The 15,569-nt window shown below is 54.6% G+C and carries 16 protein-coding genes; 12 read left to right on the top strand and 4 right to left on the bottom strand.

Annotated features, from left to right (window positions below):
• Positions 1-45: 45 nt before the first annotated feature.
• Entirely contained in the window at positions 46-1,314 is a 1,269-nt protein-coding gene (locus O1724_RS16125; protein ID WP_252457484.1) for a phage tail fiber protein, read from the top strand.
• A 42-nt stretch (positions 1,315-1,356) separates the two neighbouring features.
• On the opposite strand, the gene O1724_RS16120 is transcribed toward O1724_RS16125, so the two are convergent.
• Together O1724_RS16120 and O1724_RS16115 are read right to left on the bottom strand one after the other, a co-directional pair.
• A complete protein-coding gene (locus tag O1724_RS16120; RefSeq protein ID WP_000497435.1) occupies positions 1,357-1,623 on the bottom strand; it encodes a DinI family protein in 267 nt (88 codons plus the stop codon).
• A gap of 262 nt (positions 1,624-1,885) precedes the next feature.
• Complete coding sequence (locus O1724_RS16115) at positions 1,886-2,815, bottom strand: formate/nitrite transporter family protein (protein WP_003861364.1); 930 nt, start codon at positions 2,813-2,815, stop codon at positions 1,886-1,888.
• A gap of 314 nt (positions 2,816-3,129) precedes the next feature.
• Between O1724_RS16115 and mlaA the strand changes: the two genes are divergently transcribed.
• Positions 3,130-3,882 (top strand): phospholipid-binding lipoprotein MlaA, encoded by a 753-nt coding sequence (gene mlaA / locus O1724_RS16110; protein ID WP_003861365.1) that lies wholly within the window; start codon positions 3,130-3,132, stop codon positions 3,880-3,882.
• 44 nt (positions 3,883-3,926) lie between these two features.
• Here mlaA and fadL read toward each other — a convergent pair whose 3' ends face one another.
• Positions 3,927-5,210 carry a long-chain fatty acid transporter FadL gene (gene fadL, locus O1724_RS16105; RefSeq protein WP_003861367.1) on the bottom strand — a complete coding sequence of 428 codons (1,284 nt, stop codon included), beginning with the start codon at positions 5,208-5,210 and terminating at the stop codon, positions 3,927-3,929.
• Positions 5,211-5,582: 372 nt separating this feature from the next.
• On the opposite strand from fadL, the gene O1724_RS16100 reads away from it, so the two are divergent.
• The 4 genes from O1724_RS16100 (at position 5,583) to sixA (ending at position 10,248) form a co-directional block, all read left to right on the top strand.
• Complete coding sequence (locus tag O1724_RS16100) at positions 5,583-5,867, top strand: YfcZ/YiiS family protein (protein ID WP_126296743.1); 285 nt, start codon at positions 5,583-5,585, stop codon at positions 5,865-5,867.
• Positions 5,868-6,095: 228 nt separating this feature from the next.
• Positions 6,096-7,406, top strand: a complete 1,311-nt coding sequence (gene fadI / locus O1724_RS16095) for an acetyl-CoA C-acyltransferase FadI (RefSeq protein WP_032609764.1) — start codon at positions 6,096-6,098, stop codon at positions 7,404-7,406.
• A complete protein-coding gene (gene fadJ / locus O1724_RS16090) occupies positions 7,406-9,553 on the top strand; it encodes a fatty acid oxidation complex subunit alpha FadJ (protein WP_214595464.1) in 2,148 nt (715 codons plus the stop codon). Before fadI ends, fadJ begins: the two co-directional genes overlap by 1 nt.
• A gap of 209 nt (positions 9,554-9,762) precedes the next feature.
• Positions 9,763-10,248, top strand: coding sequence for a phosphohistidine phosphatase SixA (gene sixA, locus O1724_RS16085; RefSeq protein ID WP_003861375.1), 486 nt, complete (start codon positions 9,763-9,765; stop codon positions 10,246-10,248).
• Between the two features lie 46 nt (positions 10,249-10,294).
• Here sixA and smrB read toward each other — a convergent pair whose 3' ends face one another.
• Complete coding sequence (smrB, locus tag O1724_RS16080; protein ID WP_022651546.1) at positions 10,295-10,846, bottom strand: endonuclease SmrB; 552 nt, start codon at positions 10,844-10,846, stop codon at positions 10,295-10,297.
• A 145-nt stretch (positions 10,847-10,991) separates the two neighbouring features.
• Here smrB and prmB point away from each other — a divergent pair, with 145 nt between their 5' ends.
• Genes prmB through O1724_RS16050 form a run of 6 tightly spaced genes read left to right on the top strand, consistent with a single transcriptional unit; the run spans position 10,992 to position 15,543 of the window.
• The gene (prmB, locus tag O1724_RS16075) at positions 10,992-11,924 is read left to right on the top strand and encodes a 50S ribosomal protein L3 N(5)-glutamine methyltransferase (protein WP_045331045.1); all 933 of its coding nucleotides are present in this window, start codon (positions 10,992-10,994) and stop codon (positions 11,922-11,924) included.
• A 60-nt stretch (positions 11,925-11,984) separates the two neighbouring features.
• Positions 11,985-13,070, top strand: coding sequence for a chorismate synthase (gene aroC / locus O1724_RS16070; RefSeq protein WP_023314595.1), 1,086 nt, complete (start codon positions 11,985-11,987; stop codon positions 13,068-13,070).
• A gap of 2 nt (positions 13,071-13,072) precedes the next feature.
• Positions 13,073-13,897: a penicillin-insensitive murein endopeptidase gene (gene mepA, locus O1724_RS16065; protein ID WP_023325006.1), complete on the top strand. Its 825-nt coding sequence runs from the start codon at positions 13,073-13,075 to the stop codon at positions 13,895-13,897.
• The gene (locus tag O1724_RS16060; RefSeq protein WP_003861386.1) at positions 13,897-14,706 is read left to right on the top strand and encodes a sulfite exporter TauE/SafE family protein; all 810 of its coding nucleotides are present in this window, start codon (positions 13,897-13,899) and stop codon (positions 14,704-14,706) included. The genes mepA and O1724_RS16060 overlap by 1 nt, the downstream gene beginning before the upstream one ends.
• Positions 14,706-15,251, top strand: a complete 546-nt coding sequence (locus tag O1724_RS16055; RefSeq protein WP_023314593.1) for an elongation factor P hydroxylase — start codon at positions 14,706-14,708, stop codon at positions 15,249-15,251. The genes O1724_RS16060 and O1724_RS16055 overlap by 1 nt, the downstream gene beginning before the upstream one ends.
• A gap of 13 nt (positions 15,252-15,264) precedes the next feature.
• Positions 15,265-15,543: a YfcL family protein gene (locus O1724_RS16050; protein WP_003861391.1), complete on the top strand. Its 279-nt coding sequence runs from the start codon at positions 15,265-15,267 to the stop codon at positions 15,541-15,543.
• Positions 15,544-15,569 lie beyond the last annotated feature (26 nt).

The raw sequence follows: 15,569 nt of genomic DNA, 5'->3' as shown, positions 1-15,569 counted from the left end.
AACAAACCTCGCTCCGGCGGGGTTTTTTTATTGCCTGGAGAAAACATGATTTATACCACTGGCACTATCGCCATCAGCGGAAACACCCTTACAGGTACCGGCACAAACTTCACTGCTGCTGGTTCTCTTATTCGTAACGGCTGTACCGTTATTGCAATGACCAGCCCTGTGCAGGTATTTCAGATTACCACCATCGGCAGCGCAACAAGTCTCACCGTAACGCCAGCAGCTAACCCAACTGTTCCCGCTGGAACCCGGTTTGCCATTCTTCTGAGTGACAGTCTGAGCGTGGATGGTCTGGCGCAGGATATTGCTGAAACCTTCACGATGTACCAGCGCTACATGAGCGGGTTCGCTGATGTAATGAACGGGACATCTGATGTCACCATCACTATCAATGGCACTGCCGTTACCGTACCGGGTCAAAAATCGCTGGCGAAGAAAGGGGCAAACAGCGACATTACCAGCCTGAGCGGATTAACAACTGCTCTCAGCATCGCTCAGGGCGGTACTGGAGCGAAAACAGCTAATGAAGCGCTAACAGCACTTGGTGCTCTTGGTACTGGCGGAGGAACGTTAACGAATTCCCTGAATATCGCCGGTATCGCTGGTAACCCTTACGCTTTCACCGTTGAAGGACTTTCAACTGTTGGTAGTGTATGGGCTCATACAGTGATGGTTAACGGTACTCCTCGCTTCAGGGCAGGTGTTGCAGGCATTGGTGGTGCCGTCTCTTACCAAATCGCAGGAAGAAATAATAGCACCGATGCATTCTCAACAATGCTGTCCGTGAAGCCAGGCTCAGTTGTTTACACTTCTGAAAATACCACTAAAGCCTCCGATGGCACGCTGAAAGCAGCTTCGCCGGTGGCCAGAATCGTGAAATCTCAGAACGAGAATCAGCGCACAGATATTGATGAAAATGATTTTATCTGGTGCGGCTGCGGTACGGCGAATGCAGAAGCTGAAGGAATCAGTATTTCTCGTCTTGATGTAGGTGTTTATACGCTTACCGGTTCAGCCGGTCTGGCTTCTTCTGGCTGGCAACTCCTCCCGCCTATGGACCCTGGCGGCATGGGGGAGCTGGGTGTTGTTGAAGCTGAGCAAACAGAAAGCGGTGGGCTGACGATTCGGCTTTTTAAGCGGAAATACATGCTGAGCGATGAAGGGGAGATCGTCAAAACAAAAGGGGCTCCTATGGATGTTCCGGCCAACAGCTGGATCGACGTTCGCCTCGACATGCCTGAAAACAGTGTATGGAATCAACGACAGGAAGAAGCTTTGGAAGCTGCGGAGAATGAATCTGGTTCGTAATTAAATGTTGGCAGCCAGATAAATGATGGCTGCCAGATTTTGTCACATACCCACCTGGCGAACTGTCGGAAACTCAGACACAAGCCACATGTCGGATTCATCAAACATTTCCTCCAGCATGCGGTTCAGCTTTTCACGATCACTTTTGCTGGCATCGCTATTCAGGCCGTTTGCCTGCATCGGCTTCACCTTCACTTCGGCATCAGGGAAAATCTGGTGCACCCGCTTCGTCAGTTCGGCCAGAATAATTTCTCTGGCCCCTTCAAGCCCCTCTACATTGCGTTTGTCATAAACCAGTTCAACAAACATTATGTGCTCCATTGTTTACTGTTTGGATATACAGTATTTAAGCTTCAGAGCAATGCTGCGTCAAGTAAAGGTTTAAATCGGTTTGTGTACACATATGGGTACATAATAATTGGTTTGTTGGTGTTTATATTTAATAAAATCAGTTAATTGAATTTAATGTGCACTTTAACCATTTAACTAAGGGGACGAAGCGGCAAGAGTATAGCGTTATTTACACTTTTCGTTAAGCGCATTGCCGCCTGACTGGTCAAAGATTCACCGTTCACGCCGATTTTTCGGCAGTTTTATCCTTTTTTTCCTGAGCCTTAAGCTCGGCCTTACGCTTGTTGGACATGTCGTTACGGATTTGCGCATGGCTCAACAGCGCAAAGATAAAGGTCCCGCCACAAATGTTGCCTGCGAGGGTTGGCAGGGCGAACGGCCAGAAAAAGTCGCTCCAGTGGAGTGTGCCGTTAAATACCAGATAAAGGATTTCAACGGTTCCGACAACAATGTGCGTGGTATCGGCGAGTGCGATAAGCCAGGTCATCAGGATAATCACCACGATTTTCGCGCTGCCCGCTGAGGGGAACATCCACACCATAGTGGCGATGATCCAGCCGGAAATTATGGCATTAGAGAACATTTCAACCGGCGTGTTTTTCATCACATCCATGCCAATTTTCACAAATGCGTCGCGGGTCGGTTCATCAAATATTGGCATATACTCGAACGCCCAGGCGGCTATACCCGTACCGATGAGGTTCCCCAGCAGCACGACGCTCCACAGGCGCATCAGTAAACCGAAATTACCGAGGGTCGGATTTTGCATGACGGGCAGTACGGCAGTGACGGTATTCTCCGTAAAAAGCTGCTGTCTCGCCATAATGACGATAATAAAGCCGAACGTGTAGCCTAAATTTTCCAGCAAAAACCCGCCCGGTACGCCTTCCAGCTGAACGTGAAATATCCCTTTGGCGAGCAAAGAGGCGCCCATTGACAGACCGGCTGCAATGGCTGACCACAGCAGGGCCATCGCGTCGCGCTCCATCTCTTTTTCCCCGTCCTGGCGAATATGCTCATGAATAGCCATGGCGCGTGACGGCAGGCGATCTTCATCGACTTCTATCTCTTCTCCCCGGTCTTTCTCCTCACTTTCAATCTCAAGTTCTTCATTGTTCTCGCCAATTTTTTCTTCGTTAATGTCTTTCATAACAGCTCCTTCGGGGTAATTGCTCATTTAAGCGTAGCGGCTTTTAGCGCCTTGCCCGTGGGGATGCTCTTAAATTGCTGTAAATGGCAATAAAGGTGAGACATCTCTTTCAAAGCCAATATAAAATTGCCAGCGAAACGAATTCTGAAAGACAGGCTATGCTGAAATTAGCGTGATGACGCGAGCGGGTCGTCATTGTCCTCGTAGACATCGGTAAGCGTGCTGTTACAATCACTTGCACGTTTCAGGCGGAGCATCACCGGCTCCGTCACAGATGGCATTCAACGATAGCCATATTGAACAGGGAGAAATTTATGAAGCTTCGGCTGTCGGCGCTTGCGCTGGGCGTAACAATGCTTGTGGGCTGCGCCAGCTCTGGCGAGCAAACGGGACGCTCCGATCCTCTCGAAGGATTTAACCGTTCAATGTACAGCTTTAACTATAATGTGCTGGATCCGTATCTGGTTCGTCCGGTTGCCGTGGCATGGCGTGACTACGTTCCGCAGCCGGCGCGTAACGGGCTGAGCAACTTTACCAGTAACCTGGAAGAGCCAGCGGTTATGGTCAACTACTTCCTCCAGGGCGACCCGTATCAGGGGATGGTGCATTTCACCCGCTTCTTCCTGAACTCCCTGCTGGGTATGGGCGGCTTAATTGATGTCGCGGGCATGGCGAACCCGAAATTACAGCGTGAACAGCCGCACCGTTTCGGCAGCACGCTGGGGCATTATGGCGTAGGTTATGGGCCGTATGTGCACCTGCCATTCTACGGCAGCTTTACCGTGCGTGATGATGGCGGCGACATGGTGGATACGTTGTATCCGGTGCTGTCATGGCTCACCTGGCCGCTGTCGATTGGTAAATGGACCGTGGAAGGAATTGAAACACGTGCGCAACTGCTGGACTCTGACGGTCTGCTGCGTCAGTCTTCCGATCCGTACATCATGGTCCGCGAGGCCTACTTCCAGAACCATGACTTTATTGCCAACGGCGGTAAGCTGAAGCCGGAAGATAATCCGAACGCGAAAGCCATCGAGAACGAATTAAAAGATATCGATTCGGAATAAATAAAAAAGGTGAGCAATGCTCACCTTTTTTAATCGTGTTGGGATTAGAACGCGTAGTTGAAGTTGGTACCAAACAGCCAGGCTTTACCTTCAGAGGTAAACTCGTAAGGGCCTTCCTGGAAGGTCACTTTCTGTCCATGCATGTACGACACGCCCGCGTCGATAGAGGCATTCTCGTTGAACGCGTAGGTTGCCCCCGCACTCACCCAGAAACGGTCCTGATCCGGAATGGAGATAGAACGCTTATCTGCCGGTACCGGGCTGTCATCAAATGCCACGCCAGTACGGAACGTCCAGTTGTCATCCATATAATAGGTCGTACCAAGTGCGATACGGTAAGCATCGTGGAAGCTTTCGTCTTTATAGAACAGCGTCTGGCCGTTGCTGCCGGTGGCTTTCAGCTCCTGGAACTGGCTCCAGCTGGTATACGCGAGGCTATAGTGAATAGCCCACTGCGGCGCAACGCGGTTATAACCTGACACTTCCCACATTTCTGGCAGATGCAGTGACAGTGAACCCGGTACGGTTTGATTCGAGGTACCCCATGGAATGGTGGTGCCTGCGCCCGGTACCATACCGTTGACTGGGCTCAGGATGCCGCTTTTGTAATCGCCATCGAAGTCAATCTTCACTTCTGAGCGGTAGGTCAGACCCCAGCGGTTGTTTTTATCCAGTTCATACAGGATACCGGCGTTCCAGCCGTAGCCCCATTCATCGCCTTTCAGGCTGGCAATTTTATTGCTGTTTTTCGGCAGCGCAGCAGTTTGCTCCCCGGAATAACGCTCGATTTTTGCATCAGCGTAGACAGCATCAAAGCCCAGACCAAAGCTCCAGTTATCGTTCAGACGATATGCGCCGCTCAGGTTAAGGTTCAGGGTCGTCAGGTCGGTTTTACCGCCGTATTCCCCGGCCGGATAGTTGTTATTGAACTCCGTTGCCAGGCCATAGTTAGAGGTGACAGAGGCACCCCAACCAAACTGTTCATTGATTGGCGCAACAAAGTGCAGGTTAGGCACCCACGCGGTCGGCGCAATGTTATCCGCCTTCAGATCTGCGCCGGTGAACTGAGATTTGCCAGAAATATTGACATCAGGATCGATGTAAACCGCACCGGCAGAGAAGGTAGGGCGATCAAACATCATGATCAGCGCCGGGTTACGGCTCGCGTTGCCTGCGTCATCGGCAATCGCACCTTCCCCGGAATACGCACGGCCAAGGCCAGAGGAAGAAAATTCGTTTAACTGGAAGCCCGCTGACCAGGCGGACGTTGAGACGATTGCCACTGCAACTGCTAAAGCAGTTTGTTTGAACAGGGTTTTCTGGCTCATGACCATAACCTCATTGAGTTATTTTTATTCAATAATTGTTACATACCGTAACAGGAGCGCGAAGTGTAGGGTCTGAGGTATGACTTACAAATCAGACCAGTGGCGAGAGTATAGGTCTGACCAGCTGGGATGTTGCAAGTTTGTTTATTAATATTTTCAGATATGTTTCTTGAAACGAGATCTGGTTGGCAAAATTGTGACCAGTGCGATTCCTCTGAAAAGGGGAATTTTGTTTTAGATCATTTTTTAGTGTGATATTGCTCACTTATCCGATTTTGCGCCATTAACGGCTGGAGGGGGCTCGTCCGGGGGCGTAAAATAGACGCATCGTGTTTATCTCGCGCCCTGCGCGAATACAGAGGAAATTGAGCTATGAGTAAATGCAGTGCTGATGAAACCCCGGTTTGCTGCTGTATGGATGTTGGCACCATTATGGACAACACCGATTGCACCGCCTCTTACAGCCGCGTATTCCCTAACCGTGCTGAAGCGGAAGAGACGCTGGCCGCGCTGAGCCAGCGCGCGCGTGAAGTCGAATCCGATCCGTGTGAAATCAAATCCACCTTCACGGAAGTGGAAGGCGGCGTGCAGCTGGTTATCGACTTTGTGTTCGCCTGCGAAGCAGAAACGCTGATCTTCCAGTTAGGCCTGCGTTAATACTTTTTGCACGGGCCTATGATCGTGTAGGCCGGGTAAGGCAACGCCGCAACCCGGCAACAAATCTCACAAATGCCTCTGCCATGCAGGGGCATTTTCTTTTTCTTCTCTGTGCCTTAGCTCGCAATTTTTCGCTTCCCCGATTGGCTCAATGTAAAAAAATAGTTAAGACTATTATCAGGTCAGACCACTTAATGTGCGCGCAAAATTTTTTTACAGGGGAGTGTTATGAGTCAGGCATTACCGCTTATCACCCGACACGGTGACCGCATTGCCATTATCAGCGGGTTACGTACGCCGTTTGCGCGTCAGGCAACCGCGTTTCACGGTATACCGGCAGTCGATCTGGGAAAAATGGTAGTGGGGGAGATGCTGGCTCGCAGCGAGATCCCGCCAGAGGTTATTGAGCAACTGGTTTTCGGCCAGGTGGTGCAAATGCCGGAAGCGCCCAATATCGCACGTGAAATCGTGCTGGGCACCGGCATGAATGTTCATACCGACGCCTACAGCGTCAGCCGCGCCTGCGCCACCAGTTTCCAGGCGGTGGCGAACGTGGCGGAAAGCCTGATGGCGGGGACCATTCGCGCGGGGATCGCCGGCGGCGCGGATTCCTCCTCCGTGCTGCCCATCGGCGTCAGCAAACAGCTGGCCCGCATCCTCGTGGATGCCAACAAAGCTCGCACTACCGGTGCAAAGCTTAAACTCTTCTCGCGTTTACGCCTGCGCGACCTCATGCCCGTGCCACCTGCCGTTGCTGAATACTCCACCGGCCTGCGTATGGGCGACACTGCCGAGCAGATGGCAAAAACCTACGGTATTACCCGCGAACAGCAGGATGCACTGGCGCATCGCTCGCATCAGCTCGCTGCGAAGGCCTGGTCGGAAGGCAAACTTGCCGACGAGGTGATGACTGCTTATATCCCGCCTTTCCGCGAACCGCTGGTGGAAGATAACAATATCCGTGGCACCTCGACGCTGGAGGATTACGCAAAACTGCGCCCGGCGTTTGATCGTAAACATGGCACCGTTACGGCGGCCAACAGTACGCCACTGACGGACGGTGCCGCCGCCGTGATCCTGATGACGGAATCCCGGGCGAAAGAGCTTGGCATCACACCGCTGGGCTATTTGCGTAGCTACGCCTTTACCGCCATTGATGTCTGGCAGGACATGCTGCTCGGTCCGGCCTGGTCCACGCCCCTGGCGCTGGAGCGTGCGGGGTTGACGCTGGCTGACTTAACCCTGATCGATATGCACGAAGCCTTTGCCGCACAAACCCTGGCAAACATTCAGCTGCTGGCAAGCGAGCGCTTCGCGCGCGATGTACTGGGCCGCGCCCACGCGACCGGCGAAGTGGATCAGAGTAAGTTTAACGTGCTTGGCGGATCCATCGCCTACGGCCATCCATTTGCGGCGACCGGCGCGAGAATGATAACCCAGACTTTGCACGAGCTGCGTCGCCGCGGCGGCGGTTTTGGTCTCGTTACCGCCTGTGCGGCGGGCGGCCTGGGTGCAGCAATGGTTCTGGAGGCTGAATAATGGAAACGACATCTGCATTTAACCTGGCTGTTCGCCTTGATAACGTGGCTGTTATCACCATTGATGTACCCGACGAAAAGATGAACACCCTGAAGGCCGAGTTCGGCGTTCAGGTGCGTGCGATGCTCAGACAGATCCGCGAAAACAAAGCGATACGTGGCCTGGTATTTATCTCGGCAAAGCCGGATAACTTTATTGCCGGGGCCGATATCAACATGATTGCCCGGGCGAAAAGCGCTCAGGAAGCAGAAGACCTGGCGCGTCAAGGGCAGCAGGTAATGGCGGAGATCCATGCGCTGTCGATACCCGTTGTCGCTGCGATCCACGGGGCCTGCCTGGGCGGTGGGCTTGAGCTGGCGCTGGCCTGTCACAGCCGCATTTGTACCGACGATGCGAAAACGGTACTCGGACTGCCGGAGGTACAGCTTGGATTGCTGCCCGGTTCAGGTGGCACGCAGCGCCTGCCGCGTCTGGTGGGCGTCAGTACGGCGCTGGAGATGATTTTAACCGGTAAACAGCTGCGCGCCCGTCAGGCATTAAAGGCGGGTCTGGTTGATGAGGTCGTTCCGCACGCCATCTTGCTTGAGGCCGCCGTTGAGCGGGCGCTGAAAGGTCGTCAGGCGAAACGCCCTCTGCCGGTGCGCGAGCGTATCCTCGCCGGGCCGCTGGGGCGCACGCTGCTGTTCAATATGGTGGGTAAAAAAACCGAGCAAAAAACCAAAGGGAATTATCCGGCAGCGACGCGCATTCTGAAGGTGATTGAAACCGGTTTATCGCAGGGCAGCAGCAGCGGTTATGCTGCGGAAGCGAAAGCCTTTGGCGAGCTGGCGATGACGCCGCAGTCGCAGGCGCTGCGCGGCATTTTCTTTGCCAGCACGGAGGTTAAAAAAGATCCGGGCAGTGAAGCTGAACCGGCTCTGCTGCGCGCCGTTGGCGTTCTGGGTGGTGGGCTGATGGGCGGCGGCATCGCATTTGTCACCGCCAGCAAAGGCAAATTGCCCGTACGTATCAAAGATATCAACCCTAAGGGTATCAACCATGCGTTGCAGTACAGCTGGCAGAACCTTGATCGCAAAGTGAAACGCCGCCATATCAAGGCCAGTGAGCGCGATAAAACCCTCGCGATGATCACTGGCGCCACCGACTACAGTGGGTTTGCACACCGCGATCTGGTGATTGAAGCCGTGTTCGAAGATCTGGCCCTTAAGCAGCAGATGGTGGCGGACGTTGAACAGCACTGCGCGCCGCACACCATTTTCGCGTCAAACACCTCGTCTTTGCCGATCGGCGACATCGCGGCGAAAGCCGTGCGCCCGGAGAAGGTAATAGGGCTGCACTATTTCAGCCCTGTCGAAAAAATGCCGCTGGTGGAGGTTATCCCGCATGCCACAACCAGCCCGCAAACTATTGCCACCGTGGTGAAACTGGCGAAAAAACAGGGCAAAACCCCGATTGTGGTCGCGGACAAAGCCGGCTTCTACGTCAACCGCATTCTGGCGCCGTACATTAACGAAGCGATGCGGTTGCTGACGGAAGGGGAGAAAATTGAGCACGTCGATGACGCTCTGGTGAAGTTTGGTTTCCCCGTCGGCCCAATCCAACTTTTGGATGAGGTAGGAATTGATACGGGGACTAAAATTATCCCTGTGCTGGAAGCGGCTTATGGCGATCGTTTTGCGCCGCCTGCAAACTTTGTTTCTGCAATTTTGAAGGACGATCGCAAAGGCAGAAAAAATGAACGCGGTTTCTATCTTTACGCCGCGAAAGGGCGTAAAAGCAAGAAACAGGTCGACCCTTCGGTTTATGCGCTTATTCCTGTCACGGGTCAGGCAAAATTGTCGGCGGTTCAGTGTGCTGAGCGCTGCGTAATGATGATGCTCAATGAAGCGGCGCGCTGCTTTGGTGAGCAGGTGATCAAGAGCGCACGCGACGGCGACATCGGCGCCGTGTTTGGTATCGGTTTTCCGCCATTCCTTGCCGGTCCGTTCCGGTATATGGATACCCTCGGGGCGGGTGAAGTGGTTGCGATTCTGCAACGTCTGGCCTCGCAATATGGTCCACGGTTTACACCTTGTGACGAATTATTGCAGATGGCGGAACGGGGTCAGACATTCTGGCCCGTAAGGGAAACTGATTGCGTAAACTGAAGTCAAAGAAGGGTAAATCCTGAGGTGATGGAACCTGTTCTGGCGAAATTGTAAACAGAGATTGACTATACTTACGCCATTGAGGTAAAAAACAGCGTTTCATTCACCGAATGGATCAGGCACAATGCCCGGCCATCGGGTTTTCTACCTCAGAGCATTAATCGCGGGTAGTTAACGCCGGTGATTCTGGTTAACAAAAGCGGTGCAATATGCAAGTTTTTATCATGCGTCACGGCGACGCGGCACTCGATGCCGCCAGTGACTCAGTACGTCCTTTAACCGTCTGTGGCTGCGACGAATCCCGTCAGATGGCAACATGGCTTAAAGGTCAAAAAGTGGACATTGAACGCGTTCTGGTGAGTCCGTTCCTGCGGGCAGAACAGACGCTGGATGTGGTAGGGGAGTGTATGAACCTGCCATCCAGTGTGGATGTGCTCCCTGAACTCACGCCGTGTGGCGATGTTGGCCTTGTCAGTGCTTACCTTCAGGCGCTGTGCAATGAAGGTGTCGCTTCCGCACTGGTCATTTCCCACCTGCCGCTGGTCGGCTATCTGGTATCTGAGCTGTGCCCGGGCGAAACGCCACCGATGTTCACTACGTCCGCCATTGCCAACGTCACCCTCGACGAAACCGGCAAAGGGGTCTTTAACTGGCAAATGAGTCCGTGCAACCTGAAGATGGCAAAAGCCATCTGACGTGACGTGCGATATGGCGGGGTGCAGCGTGCCTCCCGCCATCCTGTCAGGGCAACTCTGGCGGCTGCCACTCCTCCACTTCAATCAATACCAGCAATGCGGCATCTCCGCCGTACTCTTTGGGTGCCTGATGAAACGCCATCACGTGCGGGTGCTGAGCCAGCCACAGCGGTGTCTGTTGCTTAAGAATATGTTTGCCGTGGCCGTGCATTACGCAGGTGCAAAAAACATGCTCGCGACGACATGCCGCGATCAACGCCCCCAGCTCCTGTTTCGCCTGCATCTGGGTCAACCCATGCAGATCGAGGAACAGCTCCGGCGAGTAATCTCCCCGGCGTAATTTTTTCAGTTCAAAATGGCTGACGTCTTCGCGCACGTATTTCACCGCACCCTGAGTATTGAGCAGCGGCTGAAACTCATCTGAAAAATAGTGGCTGTTATCGGCCTGCTCCTGGAGCAGACGTTTGACCGGAACCTCGCTGACTTTTTTACGCTGCGGGCGATGGACAATGGTGTCGTGCGTGATTTGACGCGTCCCGGTCATCAGCTGGCGGAAGAGAGCCTGATCCTCCTCGCTGAGCGATGTTTTCTTTTTCATTCGTCATTCTCATCTCGTATTTCCGATAGTGTACCCGACTAAACGCATTTTTTAACCTCAAGCGACACGCGTCATTGCTGATTTATCGCCGTCTTCATGGCAAACTAGCCGCCGAAAATTATGCGAGCATGCCCTGGAGGAAAGAGTGGATAAAATTTTTGTCGATGAAGCAGTAAACGAGCTGCATACCATACAGGACATGTTGCGCTGGTCGGTTAGCCGCTTCAGCGCCGCCAATATCTGGTACGGCCACGGTACGGATAACCCGTGGGATGAGGCCGTTCAGCTGGTGCTGCCGTCTCTCTATCTGCCACTGGATATTCCGGAAGACATGCGCACCGCGCGCCTGACCTCCAGCGAAAAACACCGCATCGTTGAGCGCGTGATCCGTCGCGTGAACGAGCGCATTCCGGTGGCTTACCTGACCAACAAAGCCTGGTTCTGCGGCCATGAGTTCTATGTTGATGAACGCGTGCTGGTGCCGCGCTCGCCGATTGGCGAGCTGATCAACAACCACTTTGACGGCCTGATTAACCATCAGCCGCAGCACATTCTTGATATGTGCACCGGCAGCGGCTGCATCGCCATTGCCTGCGCGTACGCCTTCCCGGAAGCGGAAGTGGACGCCGTCGATATCTCCACCGACGCGCTGGCCGTCACCGAACACAACATTGAAGAGCACGGGCTGATTCATCACGTCACGCCTATCCGCTCTGACCTGTTCCGCGACCTGCCGACGCTGCAATACGACCTGATCGTCACTAATCCGCCGTACGTGGATGCAGAAGACATGTCCGACCTGCCGAACGAGTACCGTCACGAGCCGGAGCTGGGTCTGGCGTCCGGCTCTGACGGGCTGAAGCTGACCCGCCGCATCCTGGCGTGCGCGCCGGATTATCTGACCGACGACGGCATTCTGATTTGTGAAGTGGGCAACAGCATGGTACATCTGATAGAGCAGTACCCGGATGTGCCGTTCACCTGGCTTGAGTTCGACAACGGCGGTGACGGCGTCTTCATGCTGACCAAGGCGCAGCTGCTTGATGCACGCGAATACTTCAGCATTTACAAAGATTAATCCAGCGGGCTTCGGCCCGTTTCACAACGCTCAAACACAAACAAAAACAGCGGAGCCGTGATGGCAGGAAACAGTATTGGACAGGTATTCCGTGTGACCACCTTTGGCGAGTCGCACGGTCTGGCACTGGGTTGTATCGTTGATGGCGTCCCGCCAGGCATCGAACTGACCGAAGCCGATTTACAGCATGACCTTGACCGTCGGCGTCCGGGTACCTCTCGCTACACCACGCAGCGTCGCGAGCCGGACCAGGTCAAAATTCTCTCCGGCGTATTTGAAGGCCGTACCACCGGGACCAGCATTGGTCTGCTGATTGAAAACACCGATCAGCGTTCTCAGGACTACGGCGCGATTAAAGACGTCTTCCGTCCGGGCCACGCTGATTACACCTACGAACAAAAATATGGCTTTCGCGACTATCGCGGCGGCGGACGTTCTTCCGCACGTGAAACCGCGATGCGCGTGGCGGCAGGGGCGATTGCCAAAAAATATCTCCAGCAGAAATTCGGCATCGTTATCCGCGGTTGTCTGACCCAGATGGGCGACATTCCGCTGGCTATCAAAGACTGGGAGCAGGTAGAACTTAACCCGTTCTTCTGCGCCGATGCCGACAAGCTGGACGCGCTGGATGAGCTGATGCGTGGCCTGAAAAAAGAGGGCGATTCCATTGGTGCGAAAGTCACCGTGGTGGCCGATGGCGTGCCGGCTGGCTGGGGCGAGCCGGTATTTGACCGCCTTGACGCCGACATCGCCCACGCGCTGATGAGCATCAACGCGGTGAAAGGCGTTGAAATCGGCGACGGTTTTGACGTGGTTAAGCTTCGCGGCAGCCAGAACCGCGACGAAATCACGAAGGCGGGTTTCCAGAGCAACCATGCGGGCGGCATTCTGGGCGGCATCAGCAGCGGGCAGCAAATTATTGCCAATATCGCGCTGAAGCCAACGTCCAGCATTACCGTGCCGGGCCACACGATTAACCGCGCTGGCGATGAAGTTGAGATGATCACCAAAGGGCGTCACGATCCGTGCGTGGGGATCCGCGCGGTACCGATCGCAGAAGCGATGCTGGCGATCGTGCTGATGGATCACTTCCTGCGCCAGCGCGCGCAGAATGCGGATGTGACGACCACCATTCCACGCTGGTAACTATGAAAAAAACCGCAATCGCTCTGCTGGCGCTGCTGGTCAGTGGAGCAAGCCTGGCCGCTACGCCGTGGCAGAAAATCACCCATCCGGTAGCGGGGAGCGCGCAGTCCATTGGCGCTTTCTCCAACGGGTGTATCGTCGGCGCGCAGGAACTTCCGCTGCAATCGGATACCTATCAGGTGATGCGCACCGACCAGCGCCGTTATTTCGGCCATCCTGACCTGGTGCTTTTTATTCAGCGTCTTGGCAACCAGGTGCATAATCTGGGGCTGGGCACGATGCTGATTGGCGATATGGGGATGCCTGCCGGTGGCCGCTTTAACGGCGGTCACGCCAGCCACCAGACCGGACTGGATGTGGATATCTTCCTGCAATTGCCGAAAACGCGCTGGAGCTCAGCGCAACTGCTGAAACCGCAGGCGCTGGATCTGGTCTCGGCCGACGGTAAACGTGTCGTCGCCTCGCGATGGTCGCCGGAAATTTCCAGCATGATTAAGCTGGCGGCAAAGGATAACGACGTCACGCGGATCTTTGTTAATCCGGCCATCAAGCAGCAGCTTTGCCTGGATGCGGGAACGGATCGCGACTGGTTGCGTAAAGTGCGCCCGTGGTTCCAGCATCGTGCCCATATGCATGTTCGCCTGCGCTGCCCGGCGAACAGCCTGGAATGTGAAGATCAGCCGCTGCCACCGCCTGGCGATGGTTGTGGTTACGAACTGCAAAGCTGGTTTGAACCAGCCAAGCCTGGAACCTCTAAGCCTGAGAAGAAGACACCGCCTCCGTTGCCGCCTTCCTGCCAGGCGCTACTGGATGAGCATGTACTTTAATGGATAATTTCGTCGACCTGTTCATGGTGTCACCGCTGCTGCTGGCGGTGCTCTTTTTTGTTGCAATGTTAGCCGGATTTATCGATGCCCTGGCGGGCGGCGGCGGGTTGCTCACCGTTCCGGCGTTGCTGGCGGCAGGCATGAGCCCTGCCCAGGCGCTTGCCACCAACAAACTCCAGGCATGCGGCGGTTCGCTCTCCTCGTCGCTCTATTTCATTCGGCGTAAAGTGGTGAATCTCGCCGATCAGAAGCTCAATATCCTGATGACGTTTATTGGCTCAACGGCGGGCGCGCTGCTGGTCCAGCACGTACAGTCCGACATTCTGCGCCAGATCCTGCCGCTGCTGGTTATCTGTATCGGCCTCTATTTCTTACTCATGCCAAAGCTCGGGGAAGAAGATCGACAGCGTCGCCTTCACGGCCTGCCGTTTGCGCTGATCGCCGGTGGCTGCGTCGGTTTTTACGATGGCTTCTTTGGCCCGGGGGCAGGCTCGTTTTACGCGCTGGCATTCGTGACGCTGGCCGGGTTCAACCTCGCCAAATCCACCGCCCACGCCAAAGTCCTCAACGCGACCTCCAACGTTGGCGGTCTGCTGCTGTTTATCATTGGCGGCAAGGTTATCTGGGCAACCGGGTTTGTGATGATGGCAGGGCAGTTTTTGGGCGCGCGCGCAGGCTCGCGTCTGGTATTAAGCAAAGGGCAAAAGCTGATCCGCCCGATGATTGTTGTCGTCTCGGCGGTGATGAGCGCCAAACTTCTTTATGACAGCCATGGACAGGAGATCCTCACCTGGTTGGGGATGAACTAATGAACAGTACGCATAACTACGAACAGCTGATTGAGATCTTCGATAGCTGTTTTGCTGATGATTTTAATACCCGTCTGATTAAAGGCGACGACGAACCGATCTATCTTCCAGCTGATGACGAGGTTCCGTATAACCGCATCATCTTTGCCCACGGCTTTTACGCCAGCGGTTTGCACGAAATTTCGCACTGGTGTATCGCCGGGAAAGCGCGTCGCGAGCTGGTGGACTTTGGTTACTGGTACTGCCCGGACGGGCGCGACGCCGCCACCCAGGGGCAGTTTGAAGATGTGGAGGTGAAACCCCAGGCGCTGGAATGGCTGTTCTGCGTGGCGGCGGGTTTCCCGTTCAACGTGAGCTGTGACAACCTCGAAGGCGACTTCGAGCCAGACCGTATCGTCTTCCAGCGCCGCGTTCATGCGCAGGTGATGGAATATCTTGAGAAAGGCATCCCGGCACGTCCGGCACGCCTGATCGAGGCTTTACAGAATTATTACCACACGCCGGAGATCACGGCGGAACGCTTCCCGTGGCCGGAAGATCTTTAACAGAGGAAAGAAGATGATCGCAGAATTTGAATCACGCATTCTGGCGTTAATTGATGACATGGTGGAACACGCCAGTGATGATGAGCTGTTCGCCAGCGGTTATCTGCGTGGTCACCTGACGCTGGCGGTAGCCGCGCTGGAAGCCGGGGACGATCACTCTGCCGACGCCGTTCACGCGGAAGTCACTCGCAGCCTGGAAAACGCTATTCAGGCCGGGGAACTCTCTCCGCGCGACCAGTCTTTAGTGCTGGGCATGTGGGATAATTTGTTCCAGCAGGCGAAAGCGAAGTAAGTGTATCACCGCCCTCTCCCACAGGG

It is taken from the genome of Enterobacter cloacae complex sp. HYC074_NIDB, from assembly GCF_056673345.1.
This window is presented reverse-complemented; position numbering and strand designations above follow the sequence as displayed.